Here is a 16,705-nt window from a genome sequence, read left to right as displayed (position 1 = left end):
AAAACTCATAGTGGAATAGTCGGACGCGGCCGCATGTTAACGGTATTCAAGATCGCGCTAATTGATATAAATCAATTAGCGCTGGGGTGGGGGTGATAAGCTGTTATGGAGGGAATCTATGCTGTTACTCTAGCCGAATAATAGACCTCTAACCTCTGATTTTTGCTGTTTACTTTTTAGTTCTGTAGGACCTGTTGATAACCTTGTGTGTATACCCAGTCATTATTCTTGGCTGGTAGGTGGCATCCAAAACAGTTGTTAAGCCCGCTGCCTTTTCAGGTTTTGGTTTCACTTTTAGCTATTCCTGGCTTAAATAGAGCCCATCCCCAGCCTTCGGCCCAAGCCGGGTTTTCTGGGAAGCGGTTTTTATCGTCCTTTACCATCATAAAAGTGAATTGAAGGTCTGAGGAGTAATAAGCCAACCCTGTGGTTAAGGGCTCCGATTGGGTGCTATTAACATCCTTTACCAAAACTGTCCCATCGGGAAACTTCCCATTTTTGCGATACCCTTCGACTGCCTGGGGTTGGGTATAGACATTATGAGTATCCCATCCATCGCCACTCGAGGACTTTACCTGATAGGAGCCCAGGAAGACCCATTCCCGACGGTAATTATCCGGCAAAGTAATATTCCCCTGGCTATCAACCATACTTTTATAGGTTAAATTGAGGTTTTCATCGGCCTTTGCAGAAATACCCAATACGAGTGTCAGAACTAAAGAGGTAAATAAGTAGGCGCTGCGCATAATCCTTTTCCATTGCTGTTGATGTGGGAGAGCTATCCCCGGGTTTCAGCTGCTGGAAAGTATATGAAGGCGGGAAGGGTAAAACTGTCAGCTGGCTGACACTGGCGCATATATTTGGTTTTCTGCCAGGCTGTTTAACGCGGTTTGATCGAGAAGGCAGATATATTGGCGCGTATAGTCGATAACTCCATCAGACTTCCATTGTTTAAGGAGCTGGCTGACCGTTTGCCTGCTTCCACCGGCCATGGCGGCCAATTCGGATTGGGTCAACTTGATGTCGAGTTGATGTCCATGGCCACAGGCTTGCCCCCGGTAATTAAATAGCTGAGCTAACAAGTTGGCCAACCGGACCGGTAAGGGGGCGGTGATGTGGAGGAAAAGACGCTGCTGAAGTTGAGACTCCCTTGTGGCTAGTTGTTGCAACAGCCCATCGTGGGTCTGTGAATGGCGCTCCATCATGGCGCTTAGATGTTGAGCGGAAGTAACTTCCAGTTCACTGCCGGATTTGGCGGTTGCTTGAAGGTCCAGGTTTTTCCCAGTTAGACCTGGTCCAAACCATGATCCGGGCCCATAGAGATCGACAATGGCTAGGTTGCCACAGTAGTCCACTTTTTGGATAAGGACGTAGCCGGCATGAATAAAATAAATCTGGGGACCAGAATCCCCTTGTCGGAATAATACCGTTTCTTTGAGGAATCGAAGTTTTTTCATTGGGTCGCTAGTTCGTTGCAAGTGGGTTGATTCCTGCTTTCAGAGATTCCTAACAATATAGAATTCTTCGGTCGTTTGTTTATCTATTTGAAGTTTAGGGAGCAGCTAACCTTACTCCATCTGTTTTGCCCTCCGACACTTTCACGGGCTATTCAATCATGATTGCTGACTCCGCTCAGAATATCCGCCCCGATTACGATCAGGTGATACAGGATATTGCAGATTATGTGCTTCATTTCAAAGTGGGTTCCAGTGATGCCTGGGAAACAGCTCGATTTAGCCTGATGGATTCCTTGGGGTGTGCCTTTTTGGCGCTGAGCTTTCCTGAATGTACAAAGTTGTTGGGGCCCTGGGTGGAGGGGACCTGGGTGCCGAATGGGGTCCGAGTACCTGGCACCCGGTTTCGCTTGGACCCGATAAAAGCCGCATGGGATATCGGCTGTACAATTCGATGGCTCGATTATAACGACACTTGGTTGGCGGCTGAATGGGGGCACCCCTCTGACAATCTTGGGGCAATATTGGCTGTTTGTGACTACTTATCGCAAGGCCAATTAGCTAAGGGGGAAAGCCCAATAAAAATGGGCACGGTACTCGAAGCAATGGTCAAGGCCTACGAGATTCAAGGTGTCTTGGCATTGTCTAACAGTTTCAACCGGGTTGGGCTCGATCATGTACTACTGGTGCGGGTTGCTTCTGCCGCTGTGGCTGCCTGGCTTAAAGGTGCTGGGCGGGAGGAAATAATGGCCGCGGTGTCTCAGGCGTGGGCGGATGGTGGAGCTTTGCGGACCTATAGGCATTCCCCGAATACTGGATCACGCAAGTCCTGGGCTGCAGGTGATGCCAGTTCCCGTGGGGTTCGCTTGGCTGATTTGGCGATAAGTGGAGAAATGGGGGTGCCCGGAGTACTTACGGCACAGCAATGGGGTTTTTATGATGTCCTTTTTAGCAAGACGAATGCTGAGCAGCAATTGAAACCACCTTCAGAGCGCAGTTTTCAGTTCCCTAGAAGTTTTGGCTCCTATGTCATGGAGAATATCCTATTCAAAATTTCTTATCCGGCTGAGTTTCACGGTCAAACAGCTTGTGAGGCGGCAATTATTTTACACCCACAGGTTGTAGACCGTATCGATAACATTACTAAGGTCGTAGTGACCACACATGAATCAGCCCTTCGCATCATCACTAAATCAGGTCCATTAAATAATCCGGCAGATCGTGATCACTGTTTGCAATATATTGTTGCAGTGGCGCTCATTTTTGGTGATTTACAGCCAGGTTTTTATGAAGATGATTTTCATCGTGAGCACAAAGAGATCGATATCTTGCGGGACAAGATTGAAGTGATAGAAGATAAAGGTTACTCAAAAGATTATTTAGACCCAGATAAGCGTTCTATAGCCAGTGCGGTACAAGTATTCTTTAAAAGTGGTGACGCATCAGAAAAGATTGAAGTTGAATATCCGATGGGACACCGCCGTCGCCGACGGGAGGGGATTCCGTTATTGGAAGATAAGTTCCGTAATAATTTAGCTACGCGATTCCCACAAGGGCGGGCTAACAAAATTTTTGCAGCTATTAATGATCTTCATGGATTAAAGCAGTTGTCAGTTAATCGCTTTATGGATCTATTGGTTATTTAGAGGCTCCTCAGGAAACTCCAGAGTGAAAAAGGCGGCCATAGGCCGCCTTTTTCACTGCTCAATCTTCCCAATGCGACAGAATCGCACTTCCCAAATTGGATCGCCGCACCTCAGGAATGATTAGAACTTGTATTCAACACCAACACCGGCGTAGCTGCGATCGTAGTCGTCGTCAGCAGTTTCATCGGTGTAGAAGCCGAAAATTTTGGCTGCACTGTTGAATTTGTAGTCTGCGCCCAGGCTGAAAGTCTCACCGCCTTCTTCCTTGATGTCAGACTGGCCATACTGGGCTTTCAGGGTCCATTGGTCCAGCTTGTAAGCAACAGAACTCATCCAGCCATCAACAGAGTCGCCGGCGTCAGCGTCTTGCTCTTCGAACAGGGCGCCTACCTGTACGGGGCCGATGTTGTACTGGGCCACGAAACGATGAACGTCAACGTCCTGACCCTCAACGTCCTGGTCCATAGCGTAGGCCAGGTAAACCCCGTTGTTATCGTAGGCGACAGACATGGATACGCCGTTGTTGCGCTGTTCACCCGTTACGTCGTCAATAACTTCTTCTTTGTTGCTGATGAAAGCAGCGGAAGCTTTGAAGCCACCGAAAGAAGGGGTAGTGTATTGAAGCGCGTCTTCTTCGCGGTTATCGCTGTTGGTGATCAGGCTCTTGATGTCGCCTTCGAGGTCGTTGAACAGGTCAACTTTCTTCTGGGCAACCTTCAAGGGAGTATCGAATTTACCAGCGATTACCTGGCCGAAGCCGCCTTCCAGGCCAGCGTAGATGTTGCGCTGGGAGAAAGTATCGTCAGCGTCACCGTCCATATCTACTTCGTATTCCATACGGTAGATACCTTTAACGCCTTCAGTCAGGGCGATTTCGCCCTTAACGCCCAGGCGGGAAGCGTTGCTCTGAACGTCAGTGACGGAATCGTCACCTTCGTCGGCTGCCTGGAAAGTGACATTGGCTTTGCCGTAAAAGTCGAGTACATCGCCTTCATCTTGGGCGTTGGCCAGAGCAGGTACCATGGCAACGATGGCCAGAGAGAGAGCGGTCTTATTCATAATCGTCTCGCACAGTTTATGGTTTTGGGTGAAAGGTGCCTTCCGTGTCGTCCTAGTTGGCTGCCTTTCGATTTGGTGCGGATTCTGCGTTTTGAATATTACAAACATGTTAAAAATGGCATTTTTCTTAAAAATATGTGACCGACCGGTGCTATGAATGGCAGGTAAGCTAGTTATAGTAAGGTTTTAGGCGCCTGAAGCGGCGGGCCGCAATCATCGTTGATTTAAGTAGAGGTGGTCAATAGTTGAACAAAAAGGGCGGTGCAAGGGATGGCGCAGGGGAAGGAATTATGGAGTTTTCGGGAGAGAATTTACGGGCTTTCTCGCCTGCTGGCTAAGGCGAGAGGCATTCTCGGCTACACGGGGCCCAGCATATACCTTTGGGTCTACTCGCTTTCTATTATCGCGGTGGGTTGTTTTGCCCGATTACCTGCTGAAAACACTCTGTGGGCACTGTATCTCTCTCTAGCCTTGTTTGCCTGGATGGTAATACGCCGCTGGCGCCCCCTTGCTCTGATCTTTCTCTCCTTTATTGGTGCGACCTGGGCACTCCACTCTCATGAAGCATCGCTGGATCGCCGGCTCCCCCTCGGTGCACATGGTGCGGACTTTGTACTTCAGTTGAACCTGGTCTCGCTGCCTGAATTAACTGAGGGGGGAGGGTTTGGCGCTAGTTCAGAATTACAAACGGTGCGTTTTCGCGCTCGAGTTGTGGATATTGTTTTCAGTTCTTTAGGTGAAGAGGGTGGCCAGTTAGCACCGCCAGAGCTATCTATCGGTAGCCTTCTCAACCTAACCTGGTACCGAGTTGACGGTGAGGCTCTAGCTCGTCTGCGGGGTGGCTCTCAATGGATATTGCCTGTGCGATTGAGAAGCCCTAGGGGAAGTGTGAATCCACATACATTCGACTATGAAGGCTGGCTTTTGCGAGAGGGGATTACGGCAACAGGGTATGTTCGCCCCCGCGATTATCCTCCTCAGTGGCTGGGGCAGGGGAATGGCATTATCGAGCTAAGGGATGAATTGCGCTCCCAAATTAGTCAGTTACCGATCCAGCGACCGGACTTGATAGCGGCGTTATTACTAGGAGATCGCAGTCAGTTGAGCGAAGGTGATACCGACCTGCTTAAAAGGACAGGTACGGGCCACCTTATTGCCATATCCGGCTTACATGTGGGCATGGTGGCCGGTTGTATTTTGTTGATGGGCACCGTACTGGCAAAAGGGATTGGGCTTTTTACGGGCACCAGCCGTTTTGGTATTGCGATAGGACTCGCCTTGGTGGCGAGCCTTGTTTATTCCTTGATCGCCGGCGTTCCTCTATCCGCACAACGGGCGCTTGTAATGACCTGGGTGCTATTACTGGGTTGGCACTGGCGGCGCAGACTGGGAGCGGGTTTTGCTTTTTCATTGGCTCTGGCAATAGTGCTTACCCTGCAGCCACTGGCTTTTTACAGTGCTGGTTTTTGGTTGTCCTTTGTGGCCGTCGGCAGTCTGCTTTTGGGGTTCAGTGGGCGAATTAGCTTAAGTCGAGAGCCGCAATGGAGGCCGAAGGCTGAGGCCCCTGGTGCTGTAACCTCATGGCAGCACCGATTTTCCCAGTTATCGTTATGGCAGCTGTTGCGAAGCCAGTGGCTGATTGCAATTGGCCTGTTTATCCCATCGATAATATATTTTTCTGGCTTTAGCCTTTCAGGTGTATTGGTCAATCTTGTAGCGATTCCCTGGATGGGCCTGTCTATTTTGCCATCACTTATGTTAGGTGCTGTATTTATTGATACTCAGCTGGGTGTTTGGCTGCTGCAGTTTGCAGGTTGGCAATTGGATCTGCTGATGACTGCGCTCGATATTGTCGATCATTCGATACCGGGGTTCCGTGGTTTTGCGATTGCCTCCACTGCATTGGTGATAGTCATCGCTGGGCTTGGCGCGGTGCTACTTTTGCTGCCTAAAGGGTTGCCAGGACGCAAGTTAGGCTGGTTATTTTTTCTTCCAGTTGCTCAGCCCTGGCTTTCTACATTGGCGCCGGCAGATGAGCGTTTGAAGTTATCAGTGCTGGATGTTGGTCAGGGGTTGTCAGTAGTTATCAGCACTGGAAAAAGTCGTATTGTTTACGACGCAGGGCCTTCAATCCCCTCGGGCTGGAGCGCGGGAGGTTCGATAGTGGCTCCCTACTTGATGAGTAGCGGGGGTAGTGAACTCGATGTACTAATCGTCAGTCATGGAGATAGGGATCATGCCGGCGGCGTGGCGGGTTTACTTAGAAACATTGAAGCAAAAAAGCTCTATGCCCCAGGGATTTTAGCTAGCAATTTACCACTATCGGCAACCACGATTACTGAGCAGTGTCGGGCAGGAACGGAAGAGCAACTGGGAGATATATCATTTCGATGGTTATGGCCTTCCTTAACGGCACAGGGAGAGGAATTACTGGATGGTGAGGAGAACGATCACAGCTGTGTAATTTTGGCTGAATGGCAGGGGGTGCGTTTACTGCTTACTGGGGATATCAGTCGTAAGGTTGAATATCAACTGTCTAAAATGTATCCACAATTTCCCGCTGTTGACGTACTGATTGCGCCTCATCACGGTTCCCGCTCTTCCTCATCGGCCGCTTTGCTCGAGTGGGCCAGGCCTAACCGGGTTGTATTTAGTGCCGGTTTCCGTCACCACTTTGGCCACCCTCACACCGATGTTGTGAAGCGCTACCAAAACTTCGGTGCCAGTATTTTCAGTACTGCGGAGAGCGGAGCGGTAGAATTTTTCTGGCGAGCTGGAGATCAAGAGCCGCAAATTTTACAGGCTCGTTTGGCACCACGGTTTTGGTATGCGAGTCACAACAGGGAATAAGGATGCGTGGGAGGACTTAGCCGCCGGCACCAGCTGTGATAAAGTGCTGCTCTGCGTCGAGGACGCAGTAATAATTTTCCAAAAATTCCCTCTGGTTTTCTGGGGCTAAGAAAGTGTTTGAGATAATAAAATCCGGCGGCCTGCTGATGTGGCCAATCCTGTTTTGCTCTGTAGCGGTTATTGCTATTTGTGTCGAGCGTTTCTGGACTTTGCACTCGCAGCATATTGCACCACGTACTTTATTAGGTGAGGTATGGGGCTGGCTTAAAAATAACCAGGTCAATGCGGAAAAATTGAAGGAGCTGCGCGACTCCAGCCCACTGGGAAAAATTTTTGCTGCGGGCCTGTCCAATTCCCGCCACGGTCGCGAAGTAATGAAAGATAGCATCGAGGAAACTGCCAGCCAGGTTGTGCATGAACTGGAGCGATTCCTGGGTGCTCTGGGCACGATTGCTGCCGTAGCACCGCTGATTGGTTTGCTGGGTACTGTGATCGGTATGATCCAGGTCTTTACCGCGATTATGGTGGAAGGTACCGGTAATGCAGGCGTACTGGCCGGTGGTATTAGCCAGGCATTGATTACCACTGCCGCTGGCCTGACTGTCGCTATTCCTGCGTTAATGGCACACAGATACTTCCAGCGTCGCGTTGACACGATTGTTGTGGCAATGGAGCAGGAAGCTGTCAAGCTTGTGGATGCTTTGCACAGCGATCGTAAAATCGAAGATGCGGCCTGAGCGGGGTAGCAAGCAATGCAATTCCGCCGCCAAGCCACAGAGCAGGAAGGGGTTAACCTGACACCACTTATCGATGTGGTATTCCTGCTGTTGATTTTCTTTATGGTGTCTACAACCTTCACCAAGGAAAGCCACCTTAAGCTGAACCTGCCTGAAGCAGCAGGTCCTCAGTCTGTTGACCAACCTAAATCTGTAGAGATTTTGATCAGTGCTGATGGTTCTTATTCAGTAGATGGACAAGCTTTGATCAACAAGAAGATCAACACCCTCAAATCTGCGCTGTCGGAAGTTTCCGCAGGCGAGTACAATCGCCCGCTTGTGATAACCGCCGACGCCACCGCTCATCACCAAGCCGTGGTTCGGGCAATGGATGCCGCTGGACAGCTAGGCTTTGTCAACCTAAGCATTACTACACGGCAGCCGGAAGAAAACTAGCGCGGAACCCTGTAGGGAGCTGACTTACCTTCGGTTTCTGTGCCCACTCGCCCCAGTTGGGGCGAGTCCATTCATTGGTCTGTATGAAGAAAGTAAAAGCGCCCCCCAGCAAACCGCAAAATGGGGCGGAAACTTACCGTCGATTGCTCACTTATGCCCGCCCGCACATGGCGATTTTCGGGGTTGCGGTACTGGGCTTCTTCCTGTTTTCGATCATGGGCGTCAGCCTGATTGCTGTGACCGAGCTGTTGCTCGATGCAGTGGGGGCAGGTATCCAGGAGAGTCGCGGGTTTCTCTCAAAGTTTGTAGCATCCTATTACCCCGATGGAGTAATGCCCCAGGAGACTGCTCGTTGGCTTGTACCGCTTGCAATGTTGCTGATTATTGTCCTTAGGGCTATTGGCAATTTTGTCGGCAGTTATGGTTTGGCCTATGTGGGCCGTGCAGTGATCCATGAGTTGCGAACACAGCTATTTGAGAGAATTGGCCAGCTTCCCAGCTCCTATTTTGACCGCTATACCGGCGCTTACCTGATCTCAAAGGTTTCATACAATGTTGAGCAGGTAACCAACTCCATCACCAAGGCGGTGAAGGTACTCTTCCGGGAGTCGTTTACGGTAATCGGTCTCTTGACCTACCTGTTACTGGTGAACTGGAAGCTGACTTTAACCTTCTTCCTTTTTGCCCCTTTGATCGCCTTTATTGTGCGCATCGTGGGTAAGCGTTTCCGCAAATTAAGCCATCGTATCCAGAATTCCATGGGTGACGTTACCCATGTCACTCAGGAGGCGATCAATGGCTATCAAGTGGTGCGGATGTATGGGGGGCAGGATTACGAGAAATCCCGTTTCCTCTCTGCCAGCGACAATAACCGTCGGCAGTTTATGAAGCTCGTAGTAGCAAACAATGCCAGTGTTTCTGTGATTCAGATACTGGTTGGTTTGTCTACTGCAACTATTGTCTGGCTGGCTCTGGCACCGGGTATGGTTGAGTCCATGACTGCTGGGGTTTTTGCCGCCTACATTGGTGCGGCTGCATCCCTGGCCAAGCCGGTGCGCAGCCTTTCCGAAATTTTTGCCGATATCCAGAAGGGTATTGCGGCAGCGGAGAGTATCTTCGAGGTAATGGATGCTCCCAGAGAACCTCAGGATGGTGAAGCTCAGCTACCTAAGCCAGTGAATGGCACAGTAGCTTTTGAAGGGCTTGAGTTTAGCTATGACCCGGCAGCACCCAAAGTACTCTGCGACATCAGTTTTGAGGTAAATCCGGGAGAAACGGTGGCCCTGGTGGGTGCATCTGGCTCCGGCAAGAGCACGCTGGTAAGTCTGCTGGCTAGATTTTACGAGCCGACAGGTGGACGTATCCTGGTCGATGGGGGTGATATTTCCAAGGTGCCACTTAAAGAGTTGCGCCGCCATATCAGTATGGTTTCCCAAAATATCGTGCTGTTTAACGACACTGTATATCGCAATATTGCCTACGGTGAACTGGAACATGCACCCAAGGAAAATGTTCTGCGTGCTATGGAGCAGGCACATGCAACTCAATTTATTGAAGAGCTACCTGAGGGGGCGAATACGGTTCTGGGGGATAATGCACAGATGCTCTCTGGCGGCCAGCGCCAGCGTTTGTCTATTGCCCGCGCCCTGCTTAAGGATGCGCCCATACTGATCTTGGATGAGGCCACTTCAGCACTGGATAATGAATCGGAGCGCCATATTCAGGCGGCTCTGGCTGAAGTCATGAAAAACCGCACTACGTTTGTTATCGCCCACCGCCTGAGTACGATCGAGAATGCCGATCGCATCCTGGTGATGGAGAAAGGTCGAATTGTAGAGAGTGGGAATCACGCAGAGCTGCTCGCCCAGGGTGGTCGATACGCATCTCTGTTACAGCAGCAAACAATGGGGTAGGGCACCTGGATGTCACTGGAAGACTGGTTTAACAAGCGCTGGTACCCGGAAAAGGGTGAAGGTCGCTCGCTCTCCCTGCTCACTCCGCTGGAATTACTCTATGGGGGGGTGAGCAAGCGGCGCCGGGTAATGAGTTCTCGCACTCCACCGGAGCCCTTATCAGTTCCTGTCATCGTCATCGGTAATATCACCGTTGGCGGTGCGGGTAAAACACCATTGGTGGCGGAGCTGGCTCGCTGGCTAAGGGAGCGGGGTCGCAATCCGGGGATTATCAGCCGTGGCTATGGTGGTCGTGCAGAAAAATATCCCTATCAGGTGACTGCCCAATCCCACCCCCTGGAGTCCGGGGATGAGCCGCTGATGCTGCACTTAATCACCGGTGTGCCGGTGATGGTTTCCCCTAATCGCACCGAGGCGGCGCAGGCCCTGATCGACTATCACCAGTGTGATGTTATTTTGTCTGACGATGGGCTACAGCACTATAGTTTGTGGCGCAGCTATGAAATTTGTGTGGTTGATGGTCATCGCGGTTTGGGCAATGGCCATATGCTGCCCAGAGGACCTCTGAGGGAACCGGTGACGCGCCTGCAAAGCGTCGACATGCTGGTTAGTAATGGAGAGCCAGAAGCCAAAGTCAGGGATCAGTGCGGTGGGCTTTTAGAGTTTGAAATGACACTCGAGCCTTCCTGTTGGCACCAGTTTAACCTCGATCAAACCTCCACATTGCGCCTGCCGTCAGGGCCTGAGGTGGGGCCTTGCCACGGGGTGGCGGCGATCGGTAATCCCAAGCGGTTTTTCCGGTCACTGCAAGCGCTAGGGTTCGAGGTGACAGAGCAACCTTTTGACGATCATCATCAATTCAGCCCCCAGGAACTGCATTTCGATGGGGAAACCCCAGTGATTATGACCATGAAAGATGCGGTGAAATGTCGTGATTTCTGGGAGAGTCATTGGTGGGCGCTCGAGGTGCGGGCCAAGTTGCCAGACCTTTTTTATCAAAAAGTACACAAGCACTTGCAACAATTTAGTGAAAATGAAAAGTAACTCTTCTTTCGACGTCATTATTCCCGCACGCTATGGCTCCAGCCGCCTGCCAGGCAAGCCCTTGGCTGATATCGGCGGCAAGCCGATGGTGGAGCATGTTTATTTGCGTGCCCGTGAGAGCGATGCCCAGAGGGTGGTTATCGCCACCGATGATATGCGTGTAGCGGAGGTGGCCCATGGCTTCGGCGCCGAGGTGTGTATGACATCTGCCGAGCATGCCTCGGGAACTGACCGACTGCAGGAGGTGGCTCAGAACCTGGGCCTTGCCGAGGACCGCATTTTGGTCAATGTGCAGGGCGATGAACCTTTGATACCCGCCGAGGTGATAAATCAAGTAGCTGAAAACCTGGCGGCTAGCAAGCGAGCCGGCGTTGCAACCCTGGCGGAACCCATCACCTCAGTGGAGGATTTTCGCAACCCGAATATCGTCAAGGTAGTGACAACAGAGTCCGGGCTGGCCAGGTATTTTTCACGAGCGCCAATCCCATGGCCCAGAGATGCCTTTGCGATGGATAGCAGTGAACTGCCAAGGGGCTTGGAACCTCGTCGCCATATTGGTATCTATGCTTACCGTGTTGCGCTATTGCGCCAGTTTGTCTCCTGGCCTATGGCCCCGCTAGAAAAGTTCGAGGCTCTGGAGCAGCTGCGTTTTCTTTACCACGACCAAGAGATTCACGTAGCGGATGCCTGCGCAGAAGTGCCCGGTGGCGTAGATACTGAACAGGATCTTCAGCGTATGCGAGAAACCCTGGCCTGATGTAGAACCTAATGATTGAAGTCAATATCGATTTACAGCCCCACAATACTCTCGCAATTTCAGCAAACACCGCTTACTTTGCGCGTGTGGAAACCCTGGATGAATTGCGTGAGGCTTTGAGTTTTGCGCAGCAGAAGCGTTTGCCGATTCTGCCGTTGGGTGGGGGCAGTAATATCGTATTAACGGGAGACTTTCCCGGGCTTGCCATTCAGGTCGGGCTGCGAGGGCTAACAATTACTCCCAATGGTCGTGGCGGTACGATTGAGGCGGCGGCCGGGGAGGGGTGGCACCAGCTGGTTATGTCTACTGTTGAGCAGGGCATGGGAGGCTTGGAAAACCTTGCGCTGATTCCAGGTAAAGTGGGGGCAGCCCCAATCCAAAATATCGGCGCCTATGGCGTAGAGTTGCGCGACTGTTTTTGCAGCTTGCAGGCCATGGAAATTTCTACAGGTGCACTACATAACTTTTCCGCTTCGGACTGTGAGTTTGATTACCGGGATAGTGTGTTTAAAGGGCAGTTGCGCGATCAATTTATTATTACCCAGGTTAACCTTCGCCTTGCACAAGATTGGCAGCCCAAGGTAGCTTACCCGGCCCTACAGCAATTTATTGACCAGCAAGGTTGGGATTGTGACTCTTTAACACCCGCACAAATTTCCGCTGCGGTTATCGATATTCGCAACAGTAAATTGCCGCTCCCCGATCAAATCCCCAACGCTGGCAGCTTCTTTAAAAACCCTGTGGTGAATGCGGACATTTACCAAAACCTAAAATCGGAACATCCCGATTTAGTAGCTTATGCCAGCGGTGAAGGTTGGAAGCTGGCGGCAGGTTGGCTAATTGATCGCGCTGGTTGGCGGGGCAGGCGGCAAGAAGCGGTTGGTGTTCACCACCAGCAGGCATTGGTTTTGGTTAATCCCGGCCGGGGCCGGGGTGATGAGGTGACAAGATTGGCTCGCGCTATCGCTTCTGATGTGCAGGCTAAGTTTGGTGTTACCCTGGAGCCTGAGCCGCGCTATTACCCTTAACCCACTTAAGATTGTTTGCATGAGGGTGCGGGCAATCCCTTCTTTTATTCTTCACTGAATTACAGTTAGCAAGTACCCAATAGAAAGTGCAAGTTATTGGGTGAGGTTGGCAGTTTTCAGCCTGAATTTCAGTAGAGAATTGTTCTAGTTGTTGACGATTATTTTGTTATAACGAATTCAACCTCTAACATTTTCTCATATTCCGATTTCTTTCATAAATATTTTCTGCGATAAAATGAATCTTCTATCGCAAATTTTGCGGAAGTGCTCATCTTGATCGCAGAAAAATTAATTGGTACGTTTTTACGCTATAATTAAATGTTATAAAGGCAGCAAGATCCTGTGGTCAAATGTCTGTTCAGCAGCATTTGAAACGGTGCTTCTGCTTTGCAGTAGCGTTTTTGTCTGGTATGTTGCGGTTGGGTTCCGGGGGGACCTACACGGGGTAGTTTCACCGTGAGCTAAAAAGAAGAACGCAGTTTCTAGAGCTCGTGCGTTGAGGATGTATACGCGGCGTAGCCACTGCACTTATCCGTAGTTGGGGATAGCTTGATCAAAGTCTTAGTGGTGGATGATCACGATCTTGTGCGAATGGGTATTTCGCGCATGCTGGGTGATGTTGAGGATATAGAAGTCGCCGGAGAGGCAAATTGTGGCGAGGAGGCCCTGGAATTCGTTCGCCGGTCTAATGTTGATGTCATTCTGATGGATGTAAAAATGCCAGGAATGGGTGGCCTTGAAGCAACTAGAAAACTGCTCCAGCGTTGCCCGGAGGCAAAGGTTGTTGCCGTTAGTGCACTCGATGATGATTTATTCCCGGGCCGCTTGATGCAAGCTGGGGCAATGGGTTACGTGACTAAGGGCGCGGACCTTGAAGAAATGGTTCGCGCGATACGGACGGTTATTTCAGGTGGTGTTTTTATCAGTAATTCCATGGCAACCAAAATGGCGATGCGCAGTGTCAGTGGCCAGGATGATCAGCAATCTCCGTTTGAAAAATTATCTAAAAGGGAATTGCAGACTGCAGACATGATCGTCAATGGCGCCAAGGTTGCGGATATTGCAAAGTCTCTCTCGGTAAGCCCCAAAACGGTGAATAGCTACCGCTACAGGATTTTTGAGAAGTTGGATATTAATAGTGATGTAGAGTTGACGATCCTCGCTGTTAAACACCAAATTCTCGACCCAGATGCTGCACTTTAATTGAAAAGTGGCTGATTTCTTAAAATATTGAGGCCGGTTGCCAGATGTTCGACAGCAAGCGTTTCCTCGCTACAGTAACTCGCAAACCCGGCGTCTACCAGATGTTCGACGCCGAAAATAAAATCCTCTACGTAGGGAAAGCCAAGAACCTTCGCAATCGGTTGTCGAGCTACTTTCGCAGCTCCGGACTAACGACAAAAACCATGGCGCTGGTGCAGCGTATTGGAAACATCGAAGTCACCGTTACGCGCAGTGAAACCGAAGCCCTGGTGCTTGAACAAAGCCTGATCAAGTCCCAGCGGCCCCCATACAATGTGATGCTGAAGGATGATAAAGGGTACCCTTATATCTTTCTTTCCAGCAATGACACTTTTCCCCGTATTGCATTCCACCGTGGTGCCAAGCGCAAGAAAGGCCGATACTTCGGACCTTTTCCAAATGCATCATCGGTTCGCGACAGCCTGAACTTTTTGCAAAAAACTTTTCGAATCCGCTCTTGTGAAGACAGTGTTTTTCGCAACCGTTCAAGGCCCTGCCTTCAATATCAGATAGAGCGCTGTACCGCTCCCTGTGTCGATTTTATTTCTCCCGAGGACTATCGCCAGGATGTTCGCCACGCAGAGATGTTTCTCACGGGTAAAAGTGACAGCATTATCCAGGAGTTGGCCGATCAAATGGATGAGGCATCCCGGGCGCTGGAATTTGAAAAAGCCGCGAGACTGCGGGACCAAATTTCCGCGCTACGTCGTCTACAAGCGGATCAGGTAGCTGAGGGAGCAAGTGGCGATGTGGATGTGCTTGGAATAGCCAGTGAGGGCGGCAGCTGTTGCGTACACGTTCTGTTTGTCAGGCAGGGGCGAATTCTGGGGAGTCGCAGTTATTTTCCCAGTGAGCGCCTGGGGCTCACACCGCCAGAGCTACTTTCCGCATTTGTCCCGCAATTTTACCTGGGCAGTCCTCGAGAGATCCCCCGTGAGATTTTGGTTTCAGAGGCCTTACAGGATCTCGAGCCACTTCAACAGGCTCTTAGCGAGCAGTGTGGTCGCGATGTTGGTATCACCCATAAGTTGCGTGGCAAGCGGGCCACTTGGGTTGAGATGGCGCAACAGGCAGCACAACAGAATTTGACTAGTCGAACTGCAGCCCAGCAAAAACTCTACAACCGTTTCGAGAAGCTACAGGAAGTATTAGAACTGGAGCAGCTCCCGGAGAGGCTTGAGTGCTTTGACATCAGCCATTCTTCCGGTGAGGCCACGGTTGCGTCCTGTGTTGTATTTGATACCGGAGGCCCGGTGAAGTCGGATTATCGCCGATTCAATATTGAGGGTATCCAGGCGGGCGATGATTATGCGGCAATGGGGCAGGCGCTAAAGCGGCGCTATACGCGCCTTTCCGGTGGCGAGGGCAAATTCCCCAATATCCTGTTGATTGACGGGGGGAAGGGCCAGGTTACACAAGCGGTCGAAGCTCTGAATGAGCTGGGCATTGTCGGAGTGCAAATTATTGGTGTTGCCAAAGGAACTACACGAAAAGCGGGCTTTGAAACATTACATGTGGTTTCCAGTAACAAAGAGCTTGTACTCTCCGCCGACTCATCAGCGCTGCACTTAATTCAACAAGTGCGAGACGAAGCGCACCGCTTTGCTATCGCTGGCCACCGGGCAAAACGGGATAAAAAACGCAGGGAGTCTCCATTGGAAGGTATCGCTGGAGTAGGGCCCACTCGCCGCAGGGCGCTGCTGCGACATTTCGGAGGTTTGCAGGAGCTAAAGCGCGCAACAGTAACGGAGATTGCCAGCGTGGATGGTATCAGCCGGAAATTGGCTCAGGATATATACTCGGCACTACACCACGAGTAGAACAGGATTGAGCTGGCGATTAAATGGCCAGTTTTTTCCAAAGCGTTTCATTTTGCGCGATGGCTTGATAACGTACGCCCTCCGCAAGAATAGAGAAAAGTATGACAATCGCCAATCAACTGACACTGCTACGTGTTGCTTTGATCCCATTTTTTGTTTTGGTTTTCTATTTGCCGTACAAGTGGAGTTACATTGCTTCTGCTGCAATTTTTGCAGTTGCCGCAATTACCGATTGGCTTGATGGCTATCTCGCCAGAAAATTAAATCAGAGTACTGCCCTCGGTGCCTTTCTGGACCCGGTTGCCGATAAGCTAATGGTGGCTACGGCATTGGTCTTGCTGGTGGGACTGCATGACAATCCGCTGTTTGCGATTGCTGCGGCGGTGATCATCTGTCGAGAGATCGCGGTCTCTGGGTTGCGGGAGTGGATGGCTGAGCTGGGGCAGCGCAGCAGTGTTGCCGTTTCCTATGTAGGCAAAGTCAAAACCACCGCACAGATGGCAGCAATTCTTGTTCTGCTTGCCTTCGATGTTAGAGAGTTTCCGGTGATGGAAACTATTGGATACCTGCTGCTCTATATCGCTGCCGGCCTCACCTTGTGGACGATGGTGATGTACTTGCGCGCCGCATGGCCGGCCCTTATGGCCGACAGCCGGGATAAGTAGATAGAGGGGAGTTACTTCTCTCACGAAATTGGCGCCTCGACTCTGGCATTTGCTG

General features: G+C 50.9%; 14 protein-coding genes. 11 read left to right on the top strand and 3 right to left on the bottom strand.

Features of this window, described 5'->3' with window-relative positions; all coding sequences use genetic code 11:
- Positions 1 to 275 precede the first annotated feature (275 nt).
- Together ACJJIY_RS16950 and ACJJIY_RS16945 are read right to left on the bottom strand one after the other, a co-directional pair.
- Positions 276 to 746: a cytochrome P460 family protein gene (locus tag ACJJIY_RS16950; RefSeq protein WP_445358441.1), complete on the bottom strand. Its 471-nt coding sequence runs from the start codon at positions 744 to 746 to the stop codon at positions 276 to 278.
- A gap of 87 nt (positions 747 to 833) precedes the next feature.
- Positions 834 to 1,457, bottom strand: a complete 624-nt coding sequence (locus ACJJIY_RS16945; protein ID WP_444897170.1) for a Crp/Fnr family transcriptional regulator — start codon at positions 1,455 to 1,457, stop codon at positions 834 to 836.
- A gap of 158 nt (positions 1,458 to 1,615) precedes the next feature.
- On the opposite strand from ACJJIY_RS16945, the gene ACJJIY_RS16940 reads away from it, so the two are divergent.
- Positions 1,616 to 3,100 carry a bifunctional 2-methylcitrate dehydratase/aconitate hydratase gene (locus ACJJIY_RS16940; protein ID WP_445358440.1) on the top strand — a complete coding sequence of 495 codons (1,485 nt, stop codon included), beginning with the start codon at positions 1,616 to 1,618 and terminating at the stop codon, positions 3,098 to 3,100.
- 120 nt (positions 3,101 to 3,220) lie between these two features.
- Here ACJJIY_RS16940 and ACJJIY_RS16935 read toward each other — a convergent pair whose 3' ends face one another.
- Positions 3,221 to 4,159 (bottom strand): porin, encoded by a 939-nt coding sequence (locus tag ACJJIY_RS16935; protein ID WP_445358439.1) that lies wholly within the window; start codon positions 4,157 to 4,159, stop codon positions 3,221 to 3,223.
- Between the two features lie 270 nt (positions 4,160 to 4,429).
- On the opposite strand from ACJJIY_RS16935, the gene ACJJIY_RS16930 reads away from it, so the two are divergent.
- The 10 genes from ACJJIY_RS16930 (at position 4,430) to pgsA (ending at position 16,650) form a co-directional block, all read left to right on the top strand.
- A complete protein-coding gene (locus ACJJIY_RS16930) occupies positions 4,430 to 7,009 on the top strand; it encodes a DNA internalization-related competence protein ComEC/Rec2 (protein WP_445358438.1) in 2,580 nt (859 codons plus the stop codon).
- Positions 7,010 to 7,122: 113 nt separating this feature from the next.
- Positions 7,123 to 7,746: a MotA/TolQ/ExbB proton channel family protein gene (locus ACJJIY_RS16925; protein WP_413665667.1), complete on the top strand. Its 624-nt coding sequence runs from the start codon at positions 7,123 to 7,125 to the stop codon at positions 7,744 to 7,746.
- 15 nt (positions 7,747 to 7,761) lie between these two features.
- Positions 7,762 to 8,181 carry an ExbD/TolR family protein gene (locus ACJJIY_RS16920; protein ID WP_444897173.1) on the top strand — a complete coding sequence of 140 codons (420 nt, stop codon included), beginning with the start codon at positions 7,762 to 7,764 and terminating at the stop codon, positions 8,179 to 8,181.
- Between the two features lie 83 nt (positions 8,182 to 8,264).
- Positions 8,265 to 10,094, top strand: a complete 1,830-nt coding sequence (gene msbA, locus ACJJIY_RS16915) for a lipid A export permease/ATP-binding protein MsbA (protein ID WP_445358437.1) — start codon at positions 8,265 to 8,267, stop codon at positions 10,092 to 10,094.
- A gap of 9 nt (positions 10,095 to 10,103) precedes the next feature.
- Positions 10,104 to 11,138 (top strand): tetraacyldisaccharide 4'-kinase, encoded by a 1,035-nt coding sequence (gene lpxK, locus ACJJIY_RS16910; protein WP_445358436.1) that lies wholly within the window; start codon positions 10,104 to 10,106, stop codon positions 11,136 to 11,138.
- Complete coding sequence (kdsB, locus tag ACJJIY_RS16905; RefSeq protein ID WP_444905363.1) at positions 11,128 to 11,895, top strand: 3-deoxy-manno-octulosonate cytidylyltransferase; 768 nt, start codon at positions 11,128 to 11,130, stop codon at positions 11,893 to 11,895. The genes lpxK and kdsB overlap by 11 nt, the downstream gene beginning before the upstream one ends.
- A gap of 11 nt (positions 11,896 to 11,906) precedes the next feature.
- Complete coding sequence (gene murB / locus ACJJIY_RS16900; protein ID WP_445358435.1) at positions 11,907 to 12,923, top strand: UDP-N-acetylmuramate dehydrogenase; 1,017 nt, start codon at positions 11,907 to 11,909, stop codon at positions 12,921 to 12,923.
- Between the two features lie 549 nt (positions 12,924 to 13,472).
- Positions 13,473 to 14,126: a response regulator gene (locus ACJJIY_RS16895; protein ID WP_413665673.1), complete on the top strand. Its 654-nt coding sequence runs from the start codon at positions 13,473 to 13,475 to the stop codon at positions 14,124 to 14,126.
- Between the two features lie 44 nt (positions 14,127 to 14,170).
- Positions 14,171 to 15,985, top strand: coding sequence for an excinuclease ABC subunit UvrC (uvrC, locus tag ACJJIY_RS16890; protein ID WP_444905361.1), 1,815 nt, complete (start codon positions 14,171 to 14,173; stop codon positions 15,983 to 15,985).
- Between the two features lie 101 nt (positions 15,986 to 16,086).
- Positions 16,087 to 16,650, top strand: a complete 564-nt coding sequence (gene pgsA / locus ACJJIY_RS16885) for a CDP-diacylglycerol--glycerol-3-phosphate 3-phosphatidyltransferase (RefSeq protein ID WP_413665675.1) — start codon at positions 16,087 to 16,089, stop codon at positions 16,648 to 16,650.
- Positions 16,651 to 16,705: the final 55 nt, after the last annotated feature.

The organism is Microbulbifer maximicatervae (SeqCode), from assembly GCF_052468155.1.
Note: the sequence above shows the minus strand (reverse complement) of the source record. Positions and strands in the feature narration are given on the sequence as shown.